We start from the raw sequence: 20,143 nt of genomic DNA on the forward strand, positions 1-20,143 counted from the left end.
GCACCCCCGAATGAGGCGCGGGGAACCGCGCGGCCAGCAACGACGGTCGCGCGGTTCCCTACGGCGTCAACCGCTACGGCGTGTTGCGGAAACCGTTCTCAGACATAGAACCGCGAGAGGCTCTGCAGCACGGCTGCCGGCTTCGCGCCCCCCTCGATCTCGATCGCCCCGTCGACGGTGATCTGCACGCCGCCCGGCACCTCCTCGACCTCGGTCAGCTTCCCGACGAGACGGATGCGTGAGCCGACCTTCACCGGCGAAGGGAACCGCACCTTGTTCAGCCCGTAGTTGACCTTCGTCGTGACGCCCTGGACGTCCAGCAGCTCGGTGAACAGCGGGATGAAGAGGGAGAGGGTCAGGTAACCGTGGGCGATGGGAGCGCCGAAGGGCCCTTCCTTCGCCCGCTCGGGGTCGACGTGGATCCACTGGTGATCGCCGGTCGCGTCGGCGAACGTGTCGATGCGCTCCTGAGTGACCTCGATCCACTCGCTGGTGCCCAGGTCGCTGCCGGCCAGCTTCTTCAGCTCGTCGATGCCGTTGACGGTGATGCTCATATTCCGTTCCTCACAGGTGAGTTGCCTTCAGGACTTGGTGCCGAACCGGGAGCGCACCCGGGACTTCAGGAGCTTTCCGGAGGCGGTGCGCGGAAGTTCGTCCGCCACCACCACGGACTTGGGGATCTTGTACTTGGCGAGCCGCCCGGAGAGCGAGGCCAGCACCTCGTCGGGGTCGAGCGACGCGCCCTCCCGGGGCACCACGACCGCGCGCGGGACCTCGCCCCACTTGTCGTCCGACACGCCGATGACCGCGCACTCGACGATGTCGGGATGGGCGAGGAGCAGGTCCTCGATCTCGGCGGGGTAGATGTTCTCCCCACCGGAGATGATCATGTCCTTTATACGGTCGACGATATGCACGTAACCGTCTTCGTCGATCCGGGCCGCGTCCCCGCTGCGGAACCAGCCGTCGGCGAAGGAGGCGGCCGTCTCCTCGGGCAGCCCCCAGTAACCGGGCATGACGTGCGGCCCGCGCACGACGACCTCGCCGGTCTCGCCGACGTCGACCGGGGTGAGGTCGGGCCGCAGGACGCGTACGTCGCTGAAGAAGTGCGGGACGCCGGCCGAGCCCGCCTTGCTGATCGAGTGCTCGGCGTCCAGGAACAGGGTGCCGGGGGCGGCCTCGGTCATGCCGTAGCCCTGCAGGAAGGTGAGCCCGCGCTCCTGGTAGGCGGCGATCAGCGGCGTGGACACCGGCGAGCCGCCGCAGGTCAGGATCCGCAGGGAGGACAGGTCGGCGTCCGGCCAGCGCGGATGCCGGGCCACCTGCTCGAACATCGTCGGCACCCCGAACATGAAGGTGATCCGGTGCCGGGCGATCAGGTCGAAGGTGGCCTCCGGGTCGAAGGCCTCGACCAGGACGCAGCAGCCGCCCTTGAGGAGCACGGGGAGCGTCAGCATGTTCAGGCCGGCGGTGTGGAACAACGGCGCGGAGACCAGGGCGCGTTCGTCGGCGATCAGGTCGGTGTCGACGAGGACGTTGATCGCGTTCCAGGTGAGGTTGCCGTGCGTGAGCATGGCGCCCTTGGGACGGCCGGTCGTGCCCGAGGTGTACATGATGATGCAGGTGTCGTCGGGGGTGACCGGCGTGTCGATCGGCTCGTCGGAGGCCTCGGCGAGCGCCTCCTCGTATTCGGCGCCGACCTCGACGTACGTCCGGACGTCCGTGTTCCCTGGCAGTCCGGCGACCAGGCCCGCGTGCGTGGGGCCGTAGACGAGGGCCTTGGCTCCGGAGTCGGCGATCTGGTAGGCGATCTCGGGGCCGGCGAGCCGGGTGTTCAGGGGGACGAACACCGCGCCGAGTGTGCCGGCGGCGAACAGGGTCTCCAGGTAGGAGGGGTGGTTGGGGCCGAGGTACGCGATGCGGTCGCCGCGCCGCACGCCCCGGGCCCGCAGGGCGTGGGCCAGGCGCGTGGTGCGTGCATACAGTGTGCGATAGTCCGTCGACTGCTCACCGTGTACCAGGGCGGTGCGGTGCGGGGTCTTGCGGGCCCGGCGTGCGGGCCACGACCCCAGTCCCTCGTTGCGCATCTTCCACGCCCCTTACGGTGTGGTCAGCCCGAGCAGCCGGGCGGCGTTCTCCTTGAGGATCTTCGGCTTCACGTCGTCCTTGATCGTCAGCTTGTCGAAGTCGGCGAGCCAGCGGTCGGGGGTGAGGACGGGGAAGTCGGAGCCGAAGAGGACCTTGTCCTTGAGCAGTGTGTTGGCGTACTGCACGAGCTGCGGCGGGAAGTACTTCGGCGACCAGCCGGACAGGTCGATGTGCACGCCCGGCTTGTGCGTGGCGACGGCGAGGGCCTCGTCCTGCCAGGGGAAGGACGGGTGCGCCAGGATGATCTTGAGATGCGGGAAGTCGGCCGCCACGTCGTCCACGTGCAGCGGATTGGAGTACTTGAGCCGGATCCCGCCGCCGCCCGGGACACCGGCGCCGATGCCCGTCTGACCGGTGTGGAAAAGGGCGATGGAACCGGTTTCCTCGATCACCTCGTACAGGTCGTACGCGACCGAGCGGTCGTTGGGGAAGAAGCCCTGGATGCTGGGGTGGAACTTGAAGCCCTTCACCCCGTACTCCTCGACCAGGCGCCGCGCCTGGCGCACGCCGGCCTTCCCACGGAAGGGGTCGATGGAGGCGAAGGGGATGAGGACGTCCGCGTTGGCGGCCGCCGCCTCCGCGACCTCCTCGTTCGGGACGGGGGCCGTGCCGGTCGCGGACTCGGCGTCCACCGTGAAGATCACGGCGGCCATCTTCCGCTCCCGGTAGTAGGCCGCCGTCTCCTCGATCGTCGGCTTCCGCTTGCCCTCGACCTTGAAATAGGCGGAGGACGCGTCGTGCAGATCGTCATCCAGCGAGGAATGCCCCTTGGAGGACACCTCCGCGTGGGTGTGGACGTCGATCGCGACCAGTTCGTCGACGTTCATGGAGGGACTCATCACGCCTCCGGGAACTTGGGGGCCGGGATGCCGACCGTCTGGAGTTCGGCGCCGACCGAGGTGGGGAAGACGTCGGCCAGGCTCTCGGGGGTCCAGCCGCCGTCGGCGTAGGCCGCGCGGATCTCCTGCGGATGCGACCAGAGTGCCACCTTGTCGCCGCCGATGCCGATGGCCTGGCCGGTGATGCCCCGGGCGGCCTCGGAGGCCAGGAAGGGCACGAGCGCGGCGCAGTCCTCGGGGGTGCCGAAGCCCTCGCCCTTGCGCAGGAAGTCCGGGAACGGCTCGCCGTTCTTCAGCGCCTCGACGTACGGCGCGAACGCCGGGATGGTCTCGGTCATCGCGGTCGCGGCGACCGGGACGATCGCGTTCACGGTGATGCCGGCGCGGCCCAGTTCCATCGACCAGGTGCGGGCGAACGCGGCGATTCCGGCCTTGGCGGCGGCGTAGTTCGTCTGACCGAAGTTGCCGCGCTGACCGGCCGGGGAGCCGACGAGGATCAGCGTGCCGCCCTCGCCCTGCTCGCGCATCCGTACGGCGGCGGCGCGGGCGCAGGTGAAGGTGCCCTTGAGGTGGGTGGCGATCACCGCGTCGAAGTCGTCGTCGGTCATCTTCCACAGCACCTTGTCGCGCAGGATGCCCGCGTTGGTGACCAGGACGTCGAGCCGGCCGAACTCCTCCACGGCGCGGCTCACCAGCCGGTCCGCGGCCTCGGCGGTGCCGACCGGAACCACCTCGGCGACCGCCTTGCCGCCGGCCTCGACGATGGACTTCACGGCCTGCTCGGCGACGGCCTCGTCGACGTCGTTGACGACCACGGACGCGCCGCGGGCGGCCAGGGCCTGAGCGTAGGCGAGGCCGAGGCCCCGGCCGCTGCCGGTGACGACGGCGACCTTGCCGGAGAGATCGATGCTGGGCACGACGGTGTCCCTTCACATGGGGTGCGACTTCGAGATCGAAGCTAAGAGCAATAATTGTTGTCGTCAATAGTTGTTGTCCACCTACGGGTGCGCCATGCTGGAATCTGTACGAAGAACCACCCCGAGATCCACCCCCGGAAGGGGCCGAGCCCAGGGAGCCTGCCATCGCCCGCCAGGACAACGCCGTGAACGCCGCCCCGATCGACGCGGACGAGCCGTGGATGCGCGCGCTGCACGCGGACACGGGGTACCTGCTCTACCGCCTGGGGCTGCGCTCGGGGCAGGTCTTCAACACGTTCCTCCAGGAGTCGGGGCTGCGGCTGCGCCACTACGCGGTGCTGCGCTTCCTCGCCACCTCCGAACGCGCCCTCCAGCGCGAACTGAGCGCACGGCTGGGCTATGACCCCAGCGCCATCGTCGGCCTGGTGGACGACCTGGAGAAGCTGGGCTTCGCCGAGCGACGCCCGGCCCCGGACGACCGTCGCAGCCGCATCGTCGCCCTCACCGAGGACGGCCGTGCCTTCCTGCGCGGCACCGACGAGGCCGGCCTGCGCGTGACGAACGAACTACTGGACCCACTGGACCCGGCCGAACGCGAGACACTGCACAGACTGCTGCTGCGGATCGCCGAGGACGGACTCGCCTGATGCCGTGAGGAGGACCACCTGATGGGTCAGACGGGCCGGATGAGCCAGATGGATCAGATGGATCAGGCGGGCCAGATGAGCGAGACGGACCAGACGGACGACATCGGCGAGGTCGGCGAGATCGGCGAGATGGGCGCGATGGGCCAGGGCGCACTCGGCGGGCACTCCCGCTCCGCGCCGGACCGGCTGCTCGCCGTGCTCGCCGCCTTCGACCACACGCATCCCGCGCTGTCCCTGACCGACATCAGCCGCCGCGCCGGGCTGACGCTCTCCACCGCACACCGGCTGGTGGCCGCGCTGACCGAGTGGGGCGCTCTGGAGCGGGACCCGTCCGGGGCGTACCACGTGGGGCTGCGGCTGTGGGAGGTCGCGGCGCTCGCCCCGCGCGGCCTGGCGTTGCGGCAGGTCGCGCTGCCGTACTTGGAGGACCTGTACGAAGCCACGCACGAGAACGTGCAGTTGGCGGTGCGGGACGGATCCGAGGTCGTCTACACCGAGTGGCTTTCGGGGCGTTCGGCGGTCGGTGTGCACATCCGGGTGGGCGCCCGCTGGCCCCTGCACGTCACCGGCGTCGGACTCGCGCTGCTGGCACACGGCAGCTCCGAGCTCCAAGAGACCTACTGCGCAGGGACGTTGGCGTCCTACACCGCGCACACCATCACCGATCCGGGGCGGTTGCGCCGGGTGCTGGCCGAAGTACGGCGCACCGGCGTCGCGGTGAGCAGTCGTCAGGTCACGGAGGACGCCCTGTCGGTGGCCGCTCCGGTGCGCGGTCCGGGCGGTGCGGTGGTCGCCGCCGTGTCGGTCGTCGTGCCGCACGCCGACGCGCAGGTCCCGATGCTGGCACCCGCCGTACGCCTCGCGGCCCGCGGGATCTCGCGGGCGCTGGGCTGGCAGCCTGAGGGCAGACGGGAGTGAGTCCCGGGGCCGTGAACCGGGGTGTTGGGTGCCAGGTGTTGGGGTGCCAGGTGTTGGGTGTTGGGTGTTGGGTGCCGGCGTGGTCTGCGAGTACGAAACAGGTTGGTGGTCTCGGGATCGCCCGGCGAGAATGCCCAACCATGATCGAGATCGGTTCGCTGGTTCCGGAGGACCGCGCCGCCTGGGAAGTGCTGGCGCGCGGCTACAAGAGGTTCTACCGCACAGAGGTGCCCGACGAGGGCTACAAGGAGATGTGGCGGCGCCTGCTGGACGGCGCAGAGGTGCACACCGTCGGCGCCCGGGCTGACGGGAGGCTGGTGGGCATAGCGCACTACCTGTTCCACCCCTCGGGCTGGATGGCGGACAGCTGCTACCTCCAGGACCTCTACGTCGACGAGGCCGCGCGCGGCCAGGGTGTGGCACGGGCGCTGATCGAGCGGGTGGCCGACGCGGCGCGCGAGCGAGGTGCCGCCCGCCTGTACTGGAACACCCAGGAGCACAACGCCACCGCCCGCGCCCTGTACGACAGGGTCGCGAACTTCAACGGCTTCATCCGCTACGACTACCCGCTCACGTAAGAGTCACGGCAGGAGCCACGGCAGGAGCCGCAGCAGGAATCGCAGAAGGAGCCGCGGCAGGAAGTCGCAAGAGGAGTCGCGTGGGACTCACGTCGGAGTCGACCGCATGCCGCTGGAGTCCACCGCATGCCGTCGGCTCCGACGACCGTGGCGCGCCCGGGACGGCGCATCAGGCGGGCCCCGCTCACGCTGCTCGGACGCGCCCCCGGCGCGCGTCCGGCGCGCGTCCGGCGCGCGTCCGGCGCGCGTCCGGCGCGTCCCCGGTACCGCGGGCGAAAGCGCCTCTCAGGCCGTCCTCACAGGAATCTCAGACGGCGACCGGCGGATTCAAAGGATCGCCCCATCTAGGAGGCGCAGGATGCACGCGCAGAGGTGGACAACTCAGGAAGGCGTGCCGTGGGCGTCTCGCACATATCGAACCGGTCCGAGCAGCAGTCGCAGGGGTGGTCCCGGCGCGGGATCCTGGCCGTGCTCGGCGCGGTGCCGGCCGTCGCGCTGACCGGGTGTTCCGGGTCGGCGGACGCCTCGGAGAACACGACGGGGACGTCGGCCTCGGCGTCGACGAAGGCCTCGGCGGCCGCCCCGCAGCCGGTGATCTCGGTCACCCCCGCGGACGGAACCACGAAGGCCGCCTTCACCAGCCCCGTCGAGGTCACCGTGACCGGCGGCACGCTCGCCGCCGTGAAGGTGACGGGCAACGACGGCTCGACGCTGGCCGGCTCCCTGGACGCGGCCGGGACCAAGTGGACGTCGACGACCAATCCGTACTCCGGCACCAAGTACACGGTCACCGCGCAGGCAGAGGGCGCCGCCGCGCAGACGGCCACCTTCACCACCAAGTCCCCCGGTGAGACCTTCGTCGGCTACTTCACCCCCGAGGCGAACTCCACCTCCGGCGTCGGCATGCCGGTCTCGATCAACTTCTCGCACGCCGTGTCGGACAAGGCCGCCGTGCAGAAGGCGATCACGGTGACCGCCGAGCCGGCCGTGGACGTCGTCGGGCACTGGTTCAGCGACACCCGGCTCGACTTCCGGCCTCAGACGTACTGGGCGGCCGGAACGAAGATCACCCTCGGTCTGCGGTTGAAGGACATCGAGGGATCGGATGGTGTCTACGGTATGCAGTCGAAGGACGTCACCTTCCACATCGGCCGCGCGCAGATCAGCACGGTGGATCTGTCGAGCAAGGAGATGGTGGTCAAGCGGGACGGCGCGACGCTGGCCACCTATCCCGTCTCCGGCGGCGACTCCGACCACACCACCTGGTCCGGGATCATGGTGATCAGCGAGCGGTTCAAGCAGACCCGGATGGAGTCCTCCACGGTCGGCCTCGGCGACGAGTACGACATCTCCGACGTCCCGCACGCCCAGCGGCTGACCACCTCCGGCACCTTCGTCCACGGCAACTACTGGGCCTCGACCTCGGTGTTCGGCAGCCAGAACACCAGCCACGGCTGCATCGGCCTGCACGACGCCAAGGGCGCGAGCGACAGTTCCGTGCCCGGCTACAAGTTCTACGAGAGCTCGATGCTCGGCGACGTGGTGATCGTGAAGAACTCGGGCGAGAAGACCGTCGACCCGGCCAACGGTCTCAATGGCTGGAACCTGTCCTGGGCGGACTGGAAGGCCGGCAGCGCGCTCTAATCCCTTCGACCCCCCTCACCGCCTGACCCCTCACGGCCTGGCCCCCTCACGGTTCGGCCCCGTCGCGGTTCGGCCCCCTCACGGTTCGGTTCGTTTGCGCGGTTCGGTCCGACTACACGGTTCAGCCCGTTTGCGTGGTTCACGCCGTGAACTTCCGTGCACCGAAAGGACTTTCTTCGCTTTAACTCTTGACGCCTCTCGGGACGGAGAGCACATTGGGCCCACTTTGAGAGCGCTCTCAAACGCTGTCGAAGGCACCCGCGCCCATCACTCCGTACCCGAGAGGCACCCCCCATGAGTGCAACCTCCGGCATACCCAGAAGGCGACGCGCGCTCATCGCCGTACTCAGCACGCTAGGCCTGGCGGCCGCCGCCGCGGCGGTCGTCACCCTGCCCGCGAACGCCTCCGCGCCCACGCCCCCGACCGGCTGGACGCAGGTCTTCCTCGACGACTTCACCGGTGCCGCCGGCACCGGCGTCAGCACCTCCAACTGGCAGTACAGCACGGGGACTTCGTACCCGGGCGGGCCCGCCAACTGGGGTACCGGCGAGGTCGAGACGATGACCAACAGCACCAGCAACGTCTCGCTCGACGGCAACGGCAACCTGCGCATCACCCCGTTGCGCGACTCCGCCGGCAACTGGACCTCGGGCCGCATCGAGACCAACCGCACCGACTTCCAGCCCCCCGCCGGCGGCAAGCTGCGCATCGAGTCCCGCCTGCAGATGCCGAACGTGACCGGAACCGCCGCCGAGGGCTACTGGCCCGCGTTCTGGGCGCTCGGCGCGCCGTACCGGGGCAACTACCAGAACTGGCCGGGTGTCGGCGAGTTGGACATCATGGAGAACGTCCAGGGCCTGAACAAGGTGTGGGCGACGATGCACTGCGGCACCAACCCGGGCGGCCCGTGCAACGAGACGACCGGCATCGGGAACTCCGTCGCGTGTCCCAACACGACCTGTCAGTCCGGCTTCCACACCTACACGATGGAGTGGGACCGCTCGGTGACCCCCGAGACGATCCGCTGGTATGTGGACGGGGTCAACTTCCACACGGTCACCGCCAACCAGGTCGACGCGACCACCTGGACCAACGCGACGAACCACGGTTACTTCATCATCCTGAACGTGGCGATGGGCGGCGCGTTCCCGGACGCCTTCGGCGGCGGGCTGGACAGCGCCACCGTGCCGGGACACCCGATGGTGGTGGACTACGTACAGGTGCTCCAGGCCGCGGGCAGTGGAACCGGTACCACAACGCCTCCGCCGACCGGCAGCCGTGACGCGTACAGCACGATCCAGGCCGAGTCGTACAACAGCCAGTCGGGCACGGCCACCGAGACCACCACGGACACCGGCGGCGGCCAGGACATCGGCTCCCTCGCCAACGGCGACTGGGCGCTGTACCAGGGCGTCAACTTCGGCTCCACGGCCGCGACCCAGTTCAGCGCACGGGTCGCCAGCGGTGCGGCCGGCGGGGTCAGCGGACTGGTCGAGGTACGCCTCGACAGCCGTACCAGCACACCCATCGGCAGCTTCTCGGTGGCCAACACCGGTGGCTGGCAGACCTGGCGGACGATCCCGGCGAACATCAGCTCCGTCACCGGCACCCATGACGTCTATCTGACCTTCACCAGCGGCCAGTCGGCCGACTTCGTGAACGTCAACTGGTTCACCTTCGGCCACTGAACCACCGAGCCACCGAACCACCGAGTTACCGAACCACCGAGTTACCGAGCCACCGAGTTACTGAGTTACTCAGCCACTCAACGACTCGGCTACCGGGCACCCGGCAATTCCCCTGGCGGCGCCGGGCGGTTGACCCCCACGTACACGTCAACCGCCGGCGTCGCCGCGCTGCTGCTGTGCAGGGGGTGGCGCGGTGCCGGTGAGGTGAGTCCGGGCGACCTTGCGGAAAGCGGTTACGAGACGGCTTCGGTCGTCCGCGCGGGTCGCCAGGACGACCTGGCTCGGCGCTACGCCTGCGAGGGGCACGCTGGTCAGGTCGGGCCGGAGGACGAATCCCGGGGCGGCTGCCGAGACGGCCACCGTCTGTCCTGCCGCGACGAGTTCGAACTTGTCCTCGACCTCGTCCACGTACGGCCCGTCCGGTACCGGGAGGCCGTCGGGACGCGGTTCCAGGCGCCAGAAGGCGGCCCAGGCGGGGTCGGAGCCCCGCATCCGCGGCATGGGCTCGCCGGCGAGGTCGTCGACGGTGACGGACTCCTTGCCGGCCAGGCGATGGTCGAGCGGGACGACCAGCACACGGGCTTCGTCGTAGAGAACGCTTACCCGCAGTCCGTCCGTCGGGAACGGGAGCCGGGTGACGACGGCGTCCACCCGGTGCTCCAGCAGGGCCTGGCGTGGCTCGTGCCGGTCCAGGTGCAGCGTGCGGACGTCGGCGTCCGGGTGCAGGCGCCGTAGTTCGCGGACGGCCAGGGTGACGATGGTGGCCGTGCTGTAGCCGACGGTGAGCCGGCTGGGCTCGGCGGCTGCGCGGGTCTGGGCGGCGGCCTCGGCGGCCGAGCGCAGCAGCGCCCTGGCGCGGGGCAGGAAGACTTCCCCCGCCTCGGTGAGCCGGGTGCCGCGCGGGGTGCGGTCCAGCAGGCATGCGCCCAACTGCTGTTCCAGACGGCGCACCTGGCGGCTGAGGGACGGTTGCGTGATGTGCAGGGCTTGGGCCGCGCGGCCGAAGTGCCCGTGCTCGGCGACGACGGTGAAGTACCGCACCAGGCGCAGATCGAGGTCGGCCATGAAGGCAAGGGTAACCGCCTTCAGTAACGGGCGGACGGCCTGCCGGATGCCTGGACCTGTGGTGATGCCTGAAACGTATTGCGAGATGCGAAACAGGCCTTGGACCCGGCCCCTGCCCCCTCCGGACGATGGAGGCAGCCCCTGGGGCGATCCGGGAAACCCCGGGCACCCCCGGGAAACCACTTACCGAAACAGCTCAAGGAGTGCGCTGTGCGCGTTTTCATCACCGGCGCGACCGGGTTCATCGGTTCCGCCGTCGTTCAGGAGCTCATCGGCGCCGGGCACCAGGTCCTGGGCGTCGCCCGGTCGGACGCGGGCGCGGCGCTTCTCGCCGCCGCCGGGGCCGAGGTGCACCGCGGTGACTTCGCCGACCTCGACGGGCTGGTCAGCGGTGCGGCCGACGCCGACGGCGTCATCCATCTGGCCTTCCAGCACGACTTCACCGACTTCGAGGCCTCCGCCCGCACCGAGCGGCGGGCCGTCGAGATGCTGGGCGAGTCGCTCGCGGGCTCCGGCCGGCCCTTCGTCGTCACCTCGGGCACCGCGGGCCTGCCGCCGGGCCGGGTGGGCACCGAGGAAGACGGTTTCGCCGCCGACTCACCCGCGGCGGCGAGGACGCCCACCGAGGCGGCGGCCCTCGCCTTCGCCGCCCGGGACGTCCGGGTGTCGGCGGTGCGTCTCGCGCCCTCGGTGCATGGCGTCGGCGACCACGGTTTCGTCCCGCGGTTGATCGATCTCGCCCGGGAGCGGGGCGTCTCGGCGTACGTCGGCGACGGCGCCAACCGCTGGCCCGCCGTGCACCGGCTCGACGCGGCCCGGCTGTACCGGCTGGCCCTGGAGTCGGCCCCGGCGGGCACCCGGCTGCACGGCGTCGACGACGAGGGCGTGCCGTTCCGCGAGATCGCCACGGTCATCGGCCGTCGCCTGGATCTGCCGGTCACCGCGATCCCGGCCGCCGAGGCACCCGCCCACTTCGGCTGGCTCGGCGCTCTCGTCGGCCGTGACATCCCCGCGTCCAGCGCCGGGACCCGCAAGCTGCTGGACTGGCGGCCCGAACATCCCACGCTCCTCGCGGACCTGGCGGAGGGGCACTACTTCGACCGGGCAGGCGCCCAGGCCTGACCCCGCATCAGCCACAAAGCAGCCGCAGCCACCGCGGCAGCAGCAGCCGCACCGGCACACCCCGGTCCGCCTCAGCGCAGTTCCGCGCGGAAGGCCACCGGGGTGTGTCCCGTGTGCAGTTGGAAGAACTTGGAGAAGTTCGCCGCGTCGGGGAAGCCCACCGCCGCCCCGACCCGGCCGATCGGCAGATCCGTGTGGGCCAGGAGTCGCTTCGCCTCCAGGACGACCCGCTTGTCGATGAAACCCTTGGGCGTCTCGCCGGTGGCGGCGCGGACCGCGCGCACCAGGGTGCGGCGGGAGTAACCGAGGGCGTCGGCGTAGGCGCTGACGCTGTGGTTGGTCGCGAAGTCCTCCTCCACGGCGTCCCGGAACAGCGTGAAAGCGGTTCCCGCCTCGCGCCGCGACGCCTCCTCGCTGCTCGCCGCGAGGTGCGCCAGCCGTAGCAGGAACGCGGTCAGGGAGTGCCGCAGCACCGCCGTGTGCAGGCTCACGGGCAGGGTGCCGTCGGCGCCGCCGTCGTCGTACTCCCGCTGCAGGTACGTCAGAGACGCGCGCAGACCGGCGAGCTGAGCCTCGTCCGGGTGCAGCAGCGGCGGCAGGTCGTAGCGGTACAGGCCGGTGGCCTCGACGGTGGCGCGCGGCAGGAAGCCGGGCTGCATGGTCAGGACCGTTCCGCGGTACCGGCTCGACCTCGAGAAGCGGTGGACCTGGCCCGGGCGGATCCACAGCAGGTCGCCGGCCGTCGCCCGATGCTCCGCAAAGTCGATCATGTGGCGGACGGGGCCGTCGTCGAAGAGCATCACCACGTGGAAGTCGATGCGATGGACACGGTCCAGCGGGGCGTCGGTGGGCCAGGTGCGGCCGGCGCCGCCCGCGCCCAGGGGCTCCATGAGGCCCACCTGCATGCCGACTCCGCCGACGCTGTGCTCGACGGGGAAGGGCAGGGTTCTGATGCCCTCACCGGCTCCGCCTTGGGTAGTTGTGTCCACGATGTCCCTCTTTTGCTGCACCGTCGCCGCCCGGTATCGCTCGGTATGGCTCCGTGCCGCTCATCTGTCACCTGCGGGTGTCCCACTTTCACCACAGGCTGACACAGGAAGACCTTCCCCCGTAAAAGTCAGACTTTTACTTTTGAACGCGTAAAGGCAGCTGAACCGCTTCCATCGAGGACTTCTTGAAGATGAGCACGCAGACACCGCACCGTTTCGAGTGGACCGACATCGACCGGCGTGCCGTCGACACCGCCCGCCTGCTGGCGGCGGACGCCGTGCAGCAGGTGGGCAACGGCCATCCCGGAACCGCGATGAGCCTGGCCCCGGTCGCGTACACGATCTTTCAGAAGGTGATGCGGCACGATCCGGCGGATCCGGAGTGGACCGGTCGCGACCGCTTCGTCCTGTCCCCCGGCCACACCTCGCTGACGCTGTACACCCAACTCTTCCTGGCCGGCTACGAGCTGGAGCTGGCGGACCTGAAGAGCTTCCGGACGCACGGCTCGAAGACGCCCGGCCACCCCGAGTACGGGCACACCGCGGGCGTCGAGACGACAACCGGACCGCTCGGTCAGGGCGTCGCCAACGCCGTCGGCATGGCCATGGCCGCCCGCTACGAGCGCGGTCTGTTCGACCCGGACGCGCCGCAGGGCGAGTCGCCCTTCGACCACACGATCTGGGCGATCGTCTCCGACGGCGACCTGGAGGAGGGCGTCTCCGCGGAGGCGTCCTCGATGGCCGGGCACCAGAGGCTCGGCAACCTCGTCTTCGTCTACGACGACAACCACATCTCCATCGAGGGCGACACCGCGACCGCGTTCTCCGAGGACGTGCTGAAGCGTTACGAGGCCTACGGCTGGCACACCCAGCGCGTCGAGCCGACCGGGGACGGCGACGTCGACGTCCACGCGCTCCACACCGCCCTGACGGCCGCGCAGGCCGAGACCGGACGTCCCTCGATCATCGCGTTGCGCACGATCATCGCCTGGCCCGCCCCGAACGCCCAGAACACCGAGGCCTCGCACGGCTCGGCGCTCGGCGCCGAGGAGATCGCGGCCACCAAACACGTCCTCGGCTTCGACCCGGAGCAGGCCTTCGAGGTCCCGGACGCCGTCCTCGCCCACACCCGGGCCGCCCTCGACCGGGGCGCCGAGGCGCATGCCGCCTGGGACAAGCAGGTCGCCGAGTGGCGCGGCGCCCAGCCGGAGCGCGCGAAGCTGTTCGACCGGGTCGTCGCAGGTCAACTCCCCGACGGCTGGGAGGAAGCGGTGCCGGTGTTCGAGCCCGGCAAGTCCGTCGCGACCCGTGCCGCGTCCGGCAAGGTGCTTCAGGCGCTGGGCTCGGTCGTCCCGGAGCTGTGGGGCGGCTCCGCCGACCTGGCCGGGTCGAACAACACCACCATCGACAAGACGTCGTCCTTCCTCCCCGAGGGCAACCCGCTGCCGGAGGCGGACCCGTACGGCCGCACGATCCACTTCGGCATCCGCGAGTTCTCGATGGCCGCCGAGATGAACGGCATCGCGCTGCACGGCAACACCCGTGTCTACGGCGGCACGTTCCTCGTCTTCTCCGACTACATGCGCAACGCCGTGCGCATGGCGGCGCTCATGCAGCTGCCGGTGACGTACGTGTGGACGCACGACTCCATCGGCTTGGGCGAGGACGGCCCGACGCACCAGCCGGTCGAGCACCTGGCCTCGTTGCGCGCCATCCCCGGTCTGAACATCGTCCGCCCGGCCGACGCCAACGAGACGGCGATCGCGTGGGCCGAGATCCTGAAGCGGCATGCCACGCATCCGGCCCCGCACGGCCTGGCCCTCACCCGTCAGGGCGTCCCGACCTACGCGCCCGACCCGGACGCGGCGAAGGGCGGTTACGTCCTGGCGGACTCCTCGACCGAGACGCCCGGCGTCGTCCTGATCGCAACCGGTTCCGAGGTGCAGCTCGCCGTCGCCGCGCGGGAGGCGCTGGAGGCCGAGGGGATCGGGGCGCGGGTGGTGTCGATGCCGTCCGTGGAGTGGTTCGAGGAGCAGCCGCGCGAGTACCGCGACAGCGTGCTGCCGCCGTCGGTGAAGGCCCGGGTCGCGGTCGAGGCGGGCATCGGTCTCACCTGGCACCGCTTCGTCGGCGACGCCGGACGCATCGTCTCCCTCGAGCACTTCGGCGCCTCCGCCGACGCCGAGACCCTGTTCGCCGAGTACGGCTTCACCGCCGAGAACGTCGCCGCAGCGGCGCGGGAATCACTTTCCGCAGCGCGTGGTTGATCCGAACGCCCGAAAGAAGATGATCACTGTGAACGAAGCAACCGGGACAGAAACCGCTGTAGCAACCGCTACCGCAACTACGACTCCGGAGGCGCTCAGGCGTCTGTCCGACGAGGGCGTCTCCATCTGGCTGGACGACCTGTCCCGGGGGCGGATCGCCTCCGGCAACCTCGCCGAACTGGTCGAGACGAAGAACGTCGTCGGCGTCACCACGAACCCGTCCATCTTCCAGGCCGCCATCGGCTCCGGCGCGGGCTACGAGGAGCAGCTCGCCGACCTGGCGGTGCGGGGCGTCACGGTCGACGAAGCCGTCCGGATGATGACGACCGCCGATGTGCGTGCCGCAGCCGATATTCTGCATTCTGTATGCACGGCTACGGGTGGTCGCGACGGCCGCGTCTCCATCGAGGTCGACCCCCGGCTGGCCCATGACACGGCCGCCACCATCGCCGAGGCCAAGCAGCTGGCCTGGCTGGTCGACCGGCCCAACGTCATGATCAAGATCCCGGCGACGAAGGCCGGACTGCCGGCGATCACCGAGGTGATCGGCCTCGGCATCAGCGTCAACGTCACGCTGATCTTCTCTCTGGAGCGCTACCGCGAGGTCATGGACGCCTACCTGGCGGGCCTGGAGAAGGCGCAGGCCAACGGCCTGGACCTGTCCCTGATCCACTCCGTGGCGTCCTTCTTCGTCTCCCGCGTCGACTCCGAGATCGACAAGCGGCTGACCGTCCTCGGCACGGACGCGGCCCTCGCCCTGAAGGGGAAGGCGGCGCTCGCCAACGCCCGGTTGGCCTACGAGGCCTACGAGGACGTCTTCGCCGGTGACCGCTGGATCGCGCTGTCCGGGGCGAAGGCGAACAAGCAGCGTCCACTGTGGGCATCCACCGGTGTGAAGGATCCTGCATACAAGGACACGCTGTATGTAGACGATCTGGTCGCACCGGGCACGGTCAACACCATGCCCGAGGCCACGCTGGACGCCGCCGCCGACCACGGCGACATCACCGGCGACACGGTCACCGGCGGCTACGCCCAGGCCCGCGCCGACCTCGCCGCCGTCGAGGCGCTCGGGATCTCCTACGACGAGGTCGTCACCCGGTTGGAGGACGAGGGTGTCGCCAAGTTCGCGGTGGCATGGCAGGACCTTCTGGATGCGGTCACGAAGTCGCTGACGATCAAGGGAGTTGACGCGGAATGAGCACCAGCAGACTCGGCGCCGACTGGGAGAACCCCCTGAGGGACCCCCGCGACAGGCGTCTGCCCAACGTGGCCGGTCCCTCCGGTCTCGTCATCTTCGGCGTGACCGGCGATCTGTCCCGCAAGAAGCTGATGCCGGCGATCTACGACCTCGCCAACCGCGGTCTGCTCCCGCCGGGCTTCTCGCTCGTCGGCTTCGCCCGCCGCGACTGGGCGGACCAGGACTTCGCACAGGTCGTCCATGACGCGGTGCGCGACCACTCGCGCACGCCGTTCCGCGAGGAGGTCTGGCAGCAGCTCGCCGAGGGCATGCGGTTCATCCCGGGCGACTTCGACGACGACACGGCGTTCAAGCAGCTGCGCAACGCGGTCGAGGAACTGGACGCTTCCCGGGGCACGGGCGGCAACTTCGCCTTCTATCTCTCCGTGCCGCCGAAGTTCTTCCCCAAGGTCGTCGAGCAGCTCAAGAAGCACGGGCTGGCGAAGGCGGCGGACGGGTCCTGGCGGCGCGCGGTCATCGAGAAGCCGTTCGGCCACGACCTGGCGAGCGCGCGTGAGCTGAACGCCGTCGTGCACGATGTGTTCGAACCGGACCAGGTGTTCCGCATCGACCACTACCTGGGCAAGGAGACCGTCCAGAACATCCTGGCGCTGCGTTTCGCCAACACGATGTTCGAGCCGATCTGGAACCGGTCGTACGTCGACCATGTGCAGATCACCATGGCCGAGGACATCGGCATCGGCGGGCGCGCCGGTTACTACGACGGCATCGGCTCGGCCCGTGACGTCATCCAGAACCACCTGCTGCAGCTGATGGCCCTCACCGCGATGGAGGAGCCGGCCTCCTTCGACGCGGCCTCGCTGCTCACCGAGAAGCTCAAGGTGCTCAAGGCCGTCAAGCTGCCGGAGGACCTCGGGAAGCACACCGTGCGGGCGCAGTACGCGGGCGCCTGGCAGGGAGGTGAGCGCGTAAGCGGTTACCTGGAGGAGGACGGCATCGACCGCTCCTCCACGACGGACACCTACGCCGCCGTGAAGCTGAACGTCGACAACCGCCGCTGGGCGGGCGTCCCGTTCTATCTGCGGACCGGCAAGCGGCTCGGCCGCCGGGTGACGGAGATCGCCGTCGTCTTCCAGCGGGCGCCGCACTCCCCCTTCGACTCCACCGCCACCGAGGAGCTCGGGCAGAACGCCATCGTCATCCGCGTGCAGCCCGACGAGGGCATCACGGTGCGGTTCGGCTCCAAGGTGCCGGGCACCTCGATGGAGATCCGGGACGTCACGATGGACTTCGCGTACGGCGAGTCTTTCACCGAGTCCAGCCCGGAGGCGTACGAGCGGCTCATCCTGGATGTGCTGCTCGGCGACGCCAACCTGTTCCCGCGCCACCAGGAAGTGGAAGAGTCCTGGAAGATCCTCGACCCGATCGAGGAGTACTGGGCACGGCACGGCAGGCCCGCGCAGTACGCCTCGGGCAGCTGGGGGCCCGAGGAAGCCGACGAGATGCTCGCACGAGACGGACGGAGCTGGCGCAGGCCATGAAGATCGACCTGACGGACACCACGGCAAGCAAGATCAACAAGGCGTTGGTGCAGGGTCGCCGCGCCATCGGCACACCCGCCGTGGGCATGGTCCTGACGATGGTCATCGTCACGGACGAAGAAAACGCTTACGACTCGATCAAGGCGTCCGAGGAGGCCTCGCACGAGCACCCCTCGCGCACCCTGGTCGTCATCAAGCGGCACGCCCGCTCGCCGCGCGACCGCACCAACTCCCACCTCGACGCCGAGGTACGGGTGGGCGCCGACGCCGGCACGGGCGAGACGGTCATCCTGCGGACCTACGGCGAGGTGTCCGAGCACGCCGACTCCGTCGTCCTGCCGCTGCTGCTGCCGGACGCGCCGGTCGTCGTGTGGTGGCCGGTGGACGCGCCGGAGAACCCCGCCAAGGACCCGCTGGGCGCCCTCGCGCAGCGCCGGATCACCGACATGTACGCGGTCGAGCGGCCGCTGACGGCCCTCGACGCGCGCGTGCGGTCGTACGCTCCCGGCGACACCGACCTCGCCTGGACCCGGCTCACCCCGTGGCGCTCGATGCTCGCGGCGGCCATGGACCAGGCCCGGGTGCCGATCACCTCGGCCGCCGTCGAGAGCGAGGCCGAGAACCCCAGCGCCGAGCTGCTCGCGCGCTGGCTCCAGGCCCGGCTGGGCGTCACGGTCGAGCGGGTCGTCACCGCGGGACCGGTCGTCACGGCCGTCCGGCTCGGCACGGCGAACGGCGAGATCGTCATCGACCGCCCCGAAGGCCCCCTGGCCACCCTCTCCCTGCCCGGCCAGCCCTCGCGCACCCTCGCGCTGAAGGTCCGCCCCACCTCCGAACTGATCGCCGAGGAGCTCAGGCGCCTCGACGCGGACGAGATGTACGCCGTCGCCCTGCGGGGCGAGGCTCCCAAGGAGACCCCTTCCCATGTCTGACTCCCTCCGCCTCGACCAGCGGCCCGAATGGGCGGCTCTGGAGGACCACCGCGCCGGGTGGCAGGCGCATCTGCGGGAGCTGTTCGCGGCGGATCCGCAGCGCGCCGAGCGGTACGTGGTGCGCGTCGGCGATCTGCGCATCGACTTCTCCAAGCACCTGATCACCGACGACACCCTCGCCCTCCTGCGTCGACTGGCCGCCGCCACCGACGTGTTCGGGCTGCGCGACGCCATGTTCCGCGGCGAGCGGATCAACCTCACCGAGGACCGGGCGGTTCTGCACACCGCGCTGCGCGCCCCCGCCGGCGCCGTCGTCGAGGTCGCCGGCGAGAACGTCGTACCTCAGGTACACGCCGTGCTCGACCGGATGGACGACTTCGCCGCGCGGGTGCGCAGCGGTGCGTGGACCGGCCACACGGGACGTCGTATCCGCAACGTCGTCAACATCGGCATCGGCGGCTCCGACCTGGGTCCGGCGATGGCGTACGAGGCGCTGCGGGCCTTCACGGACCGCTCGCTGACGTTCCGGTTCGTCTCCAACGTGGACGGCGCCGACCTCCACGAGGCCGTCCATGACCTGGACCCCGCCGAGACCCTGTTCATCGTCGCCTCGAAGACCTTCACCACGATCGAGACGATCACCAACGCGACCTCGGCCCGCTCCTGGCTCCTCGACGGTCTGGGCGGCGAGGAGAAGGCGGTCGCCAAGCACTTCGTCGCGCTGTCCACGAACGCCGAGAAGGTCGCCGGCTTCGGCATCGACACGGCCAACATGTTCGAGTTCTGGGACTGGGTCGGCGGCCGCTACTCCTTCGACTCGGCGATCGGCCTGTCGCTGATGATCGCCATCGGCCCCGAGCGGTTCCGGGAGCTGCTCGACGGGTTCAGGATCGTCGACGACCACTTCCGCACCGCGCCCGCGGAGGCCAACGCCCCGCTGATCCTGGGCCTGTTGGGCATCTGGTACGGCAACTTCTTCGACGCGCAGTCGCACGCCGTGCTGCCCTACAGCCACTATCTCTCCAAGTTCACCGCCTACCTCCAGCAGCTCGACATGGAGTCCAACGGCAAGTCGGTGCAGCGCGACGGCCGACCGGTGGAGTGGCAGACCGGGCCGGTGGTATGGGGCACGCCCGGCACCAACGGGCAGCACGCGTACTACCAGTTGATCCACCAGGGCACGAAGCTGATCCCGGCCGATCTCATCGGGTTCGCCCGCCCGGTCGACGAGCTGAGCGGCGAACTGGCGGCGCAGCACGACCTGTTGATGGCCAACCTGTTCGCGCAGGGCCAGGCGCTCGCCTTCGGCAAGACCGCCGAGGAGGTCCGCGCGGAGGGTGTGCCCGAGGAGCAGATCGCGCACCGCACCTTCCAGGGCAACCACCCCACCACCACGATCCTCGCCCGTGAGCTGACCCCCTCGGTCCTCGGCCAGCTCATCGCCCTCTACGAACACAAGGTGTTCGTACAGGGAGCCGTCTGGAACATCGACTCCTTCGACCAGTGGGGCGTCGAGCTCGGCAAGGTCCTGGCCAAGCGCGTCGAACCCGCCCTGACCGAAGGCGCGTCCGTGCCCGGTCTGGATCCCTCCACCACCGCTCTCGTGGCCGCGTACCGCGAGCTCAAGGAAGTGAACTGACATGGCA

The 20,143-nt window shown here is 69.9% G+C and carries 17 protein-coding genes; 11 read left to right on the top strand and 6 right to left on the bottom strand.

The features are described from left to right. Window positions 1–98: 98 nt before the first annotated feature. Genes ACWD4O_RS23550 through ACWD4O_RS23565 form a run of 4 tightly spaced genes read right to left on the bottom strand, consistent with a single transcriptional unit; the run spans window position 99 to window position 3,904 of the window. Window positions 99–554 (bottom strand): MaoC family dehydratase, encoded by a 456-nt coding sequence (locus ACWD4O_RS23550; protein ID WP_351912715.1) that lies wholly within the window; start codon window positions 552–554, stop codon window positions 99–101. 27 nt (window positions 555–581) lie between these two features. Further along, complete coding sequence (locus ACWD4O_RS23555; RefSeq protein WP_451282503.1) at window positions 582–2,087, bottom strand: acyl-CoA synthetase; 1,506 nt, start codon at window positions 2,085–2,087, stop codon at window positions 582–584. A 12-nt stretch (window positions 2,088–2,099) separates the two neighbouring features. Continuing rightward, window positions 2,100–2,975, bottom strand: a complete 876-nt coding sequence (locus ACWD4O_RS23560) for an amidohydrolase family protein (RefSeq protein WP_351912806.1) — start codon at window positions 2,973–2,975, stop codon at window positions 2,100–2,102. A gap of 11 nt (window positions 2,976–2,986) precedes the next feature. Next, the gene (locus ACWD4O_RS23565) at window positions 2,987–3,904 is read right to left on the bottom strand and encodes an SDR family NAD(P)-dependent oxidoreductase (RefSeq protein ID WP_451282504.1); all 918 of its coding nucleotides are present in this window, start codon (window positions 3,902–3,904) and stop codon (window positions 2,987–2,989) included. 185 nt (window positions 3,905–4,089) lie between these two features. Between ACWD4O_RS23565 and ACWD4O_RS23570 the strand changes: the two genes are divergently transcribed. The 5 genes from ACWD4O_RS23570 (at window position 4,090) to ACWD4O_RS23590 (ending at window position 9,380) form a co-directional block, all read left to right on the top strand. Beyond that, window positions 4,090–4,551 carry a MarR family winged helix-turn-helix transcriptional regulator gene (locus ACWD4O_RS23570; protein ID WP_450947938.1) on the top strand — a complete coding sequence of 154 codons (462 nt, stop codon included), beginning with the start codon at window positions 4,090–4,092 and terminating at the stop codon, window positions 4,549–4,551. Between the two features lie 138 nt (window positions 4,552–4,689). After that, a complete protein-coding gene (locus ACWD4O_RS23575) occupies window positions 4,690–5,469 on the top strand; it encodes an IclR family transcriptional regulator (protein ID WP_451282590.1) in 780 nt (259 codons plus the stop codon). 140 nt (window positions 5,470–5,609) lie between these two features. Continuing rightward, entirely contained in the window at window positions 5,610–6,047 is a 438-nt protein-coding gene (locus tag ACWD4O_RS23580) for an N-acetyltransferase family protein (protein WP_451282506.1), read from the top strand. A 396-nt stretch (window positions 6,048–6,443) separates the two neighbouring features. Then, window positions 6,444–7,691, top strand: coding sequence for a L,D-transpeptidase (locus tag ACWD4O_RS23585; protein WP_451282508.1), 1,248 nt, complete (start codon window positions 6,444–6,446; stop codon window positions 7,689–7,691). 294 nt (window positions 7,692–7,985) lie between these two features. Further along, window positions 7,986–9,380, top strand: a complete 1,395-nt coding sequence (locus tag ACWD4O_RS23590) for a glycoside hydrolase family 16 protein (RefSeq protein WP_451282510.1) — start codon at window positions 7,986–7,988, stop codon at window positions 9,378–9,380. Between the two features lie 147 nt (window positions 9,381–9,527). Here the strand turns inward: ACWD4O_RS23590 and ACWD4O_RS23595 are convergent, their stop codons facing one another. Next, the gene (locus ACWD4O_RS23595; protein WP_451282512.1) at window positions 9,528–10,445 is read right to left on the bottom strand and encodes a LysR family transcriptional regulator; all 918 of its coding nucleotides are present in this window, start codon (window positions 10,443–10,445) and stop codon (window positions 9,528–9,530) included. A gap of 210 nt (window positions 10,446–10,655) precedes the next feature. Between ACWD4O_RS23595 and ACWD4O_RS23600 the strand changes: the two genes are divergently transcribed. Further along, a complete protein-coding gene (locus ACWD4O_RS23600; RefSeq protein ID WP_451282513.1) occupies window positions 10,656–11,567 on the top strand; it encodes an SDR family oxidoreductase in 912 nt (303 codons plus the stop codon). A 71-nt stretch (window positions 11,568–11,638) separates the two neighbouring features. On the opposite strand, the gene ACWD4O_RS23605 is transcribed toward ACWD4O_RS23600, so the two are convergent. Beyond that, complete coding sequence (locus ACWD4O_RS23605) at window positions 11,639–12,559, bottom strand: helix-turn-helix domain-containing protein (protein ID WP_451282591.1); 921 nt, start codon at window positions 12,557–12,559, stop codon at window positions 11,639–11,641. Window positions 12,560–12,747: 188 nt separating this feature from the next. Here ACWD4O_RS23605 and tkt point away from each other — a divergent pair, with 188 nt between their 5' ends. The 5 genes from tkt to pgi are packed head-to-tail and all read left to right on the top strand — an operon-like array spanning window position 12,748 to window position 20,136. After that, complete coding sequence (tkt, locus tag ACWD4O_RS23610) at window positions 12,748–14,823, top strand: transketolase (protein WP_451282515.1); 2,076 nt, start codon at window positions 12,748–12,750, stop codon at window positions 14,821–14,823. A 19-nt stretch (window positions 14,824–14,842) separates the two neighbouring features. Next, a complete protein-coding gene (tal, locus tag ACWD4O_RS23615) occupies window positions 14,843–16,024 on the top strand; it encodes a transaldolase (protein ID WP_451282517.1) in 1,182 nt (393 codons plus the stop codon). Next, window positions 16,021–17,565: a glucose-6-phosphate dehydrogenase gene (gene zwf, locus ACWD4O_RS23620; RefSeq protein ID WP_451282519.1), complete on the top strand. Its 1,545-nt coding sequence runs from the start codon at window positions 16,021–16,023 to the stop codon at window positions 17,563–17,565. The genes tal and zwf overlap by 4 nt, the downstream gene beginning before the upstream one ends. Next, complete coding sequence (gene opcA, locus ACWD4O_RS23625; protein WP_451282521.1) at window positions 17,562–18,497, top strand: glucose-6-phosphate dehydrogenase assembly protein OpcA; 936 nt, start codon at window positions 17,562–17,564, stop codon at window positions 18,495–18,497. Before zwf ends, opcA begins: the two co-directional genes overlap by 4 nt. Next, entirely contained in the window at window positions 18,490–20,136 is a 1,647-nt protein-coding gene (gene pgi, locus ACWD4O_RS23630; protein ID WP_451282523.1) for a glucose-6-phosphate isomerase, read from the top strand. The genes opcA and pgi overlap by 8 nt, the downstream gene beginning before the upstream one ends. Window positions 20,137–20,143 lie beyond the last annotated feature (7 nt).

The sequence above is a fragment of the Streptomyces sp. NPDC002623 genome (assembly GCF_053592635.1).

Bases quoted from the DNA above. Each gene is read 5' to 3' on its own strand.
- ACWD4O_RS23550 (WP_351912715.1), bottom strand. From the start codon at position 554: ATGAGCATCACCGTCAACGGCATCGACGAGCTGAAGAAGCTGGCCGGC.
- ACWD4O_RS23555 (WP_451282503.1), bottom strand. From the start codon at position 2,087: ATGCGCAACGAGGGACTGGGGTCGTGGCCCGCACGCCGGGCCCGCAAG.
- ACWD4O_RS23560 (WP_351912806.1), bottom strand. From the start codon at position 2,975: ATGAACGTCGACGAACTGGTCGCGATCGACGTCCACACCCACGCGGAG.
- ACWD4O_RS23575 (WP_451282590.1), top strand. From the start codon at position 4,690: ATGGGCCAGGGCGCACTCGGCGGGCACTCCCGCTCCGCGCCGGACCGG.
- ACWD4O_RS23580 (WP_451282506.1), top strand. From the start codon at position 5,610: ATGATCGAGATCGGTTCGCTGGTTCCGGAGGACCGCGCCGCCTGGGAA.
- ACWD4O_RS23590 (WP_451282510.1), top strand. From the start codon at position 7,986: ATGAGTGCAACCTCCGGCATACCCAGAAGGCGACGCGCGCTCATCGCC.
- ACWD4O_RS23595 (WP_451282512.1), bottom strand. From the start codon at position 10,445: ATGGCCGACCTCGATCTGCGCCTGGTGCGGTACTTCACCGTCGTCGCC.
- tkt (WP_451282515.1), top strand. From the start codon at position 12,748: ATGAGCACGCAGACACCGCACCGTTTCGAGTGGACCGACATCGACCGG.
- tal (WP_451282517.1), top strand. From the start codon at position 14,843: ATGATCACTGTGAACGAAGCAACCGGGACAGAAACCGCTGTAGCAACC.
- zwf (WP_451282519.1), top strand. From the start codon at position 16,021: ATGAGCACCAGCAGACTCGGCGCCGACTGGGAGAACCCCCTGAGGGAC.
- opcA (WP_451282521.1), top strand. From the start codon at position 17,562: ATGAAGATCGACCTGACGGACACCACGGCAAGCAAGATCAACAAGGCG.
- pgi (WP_451282523.1), top strand. From the start codon at position 18,490: ATGTCTGACTCCCTCCGCCTCGACCAGCGGCCCGAATGGGCGGCTCTG.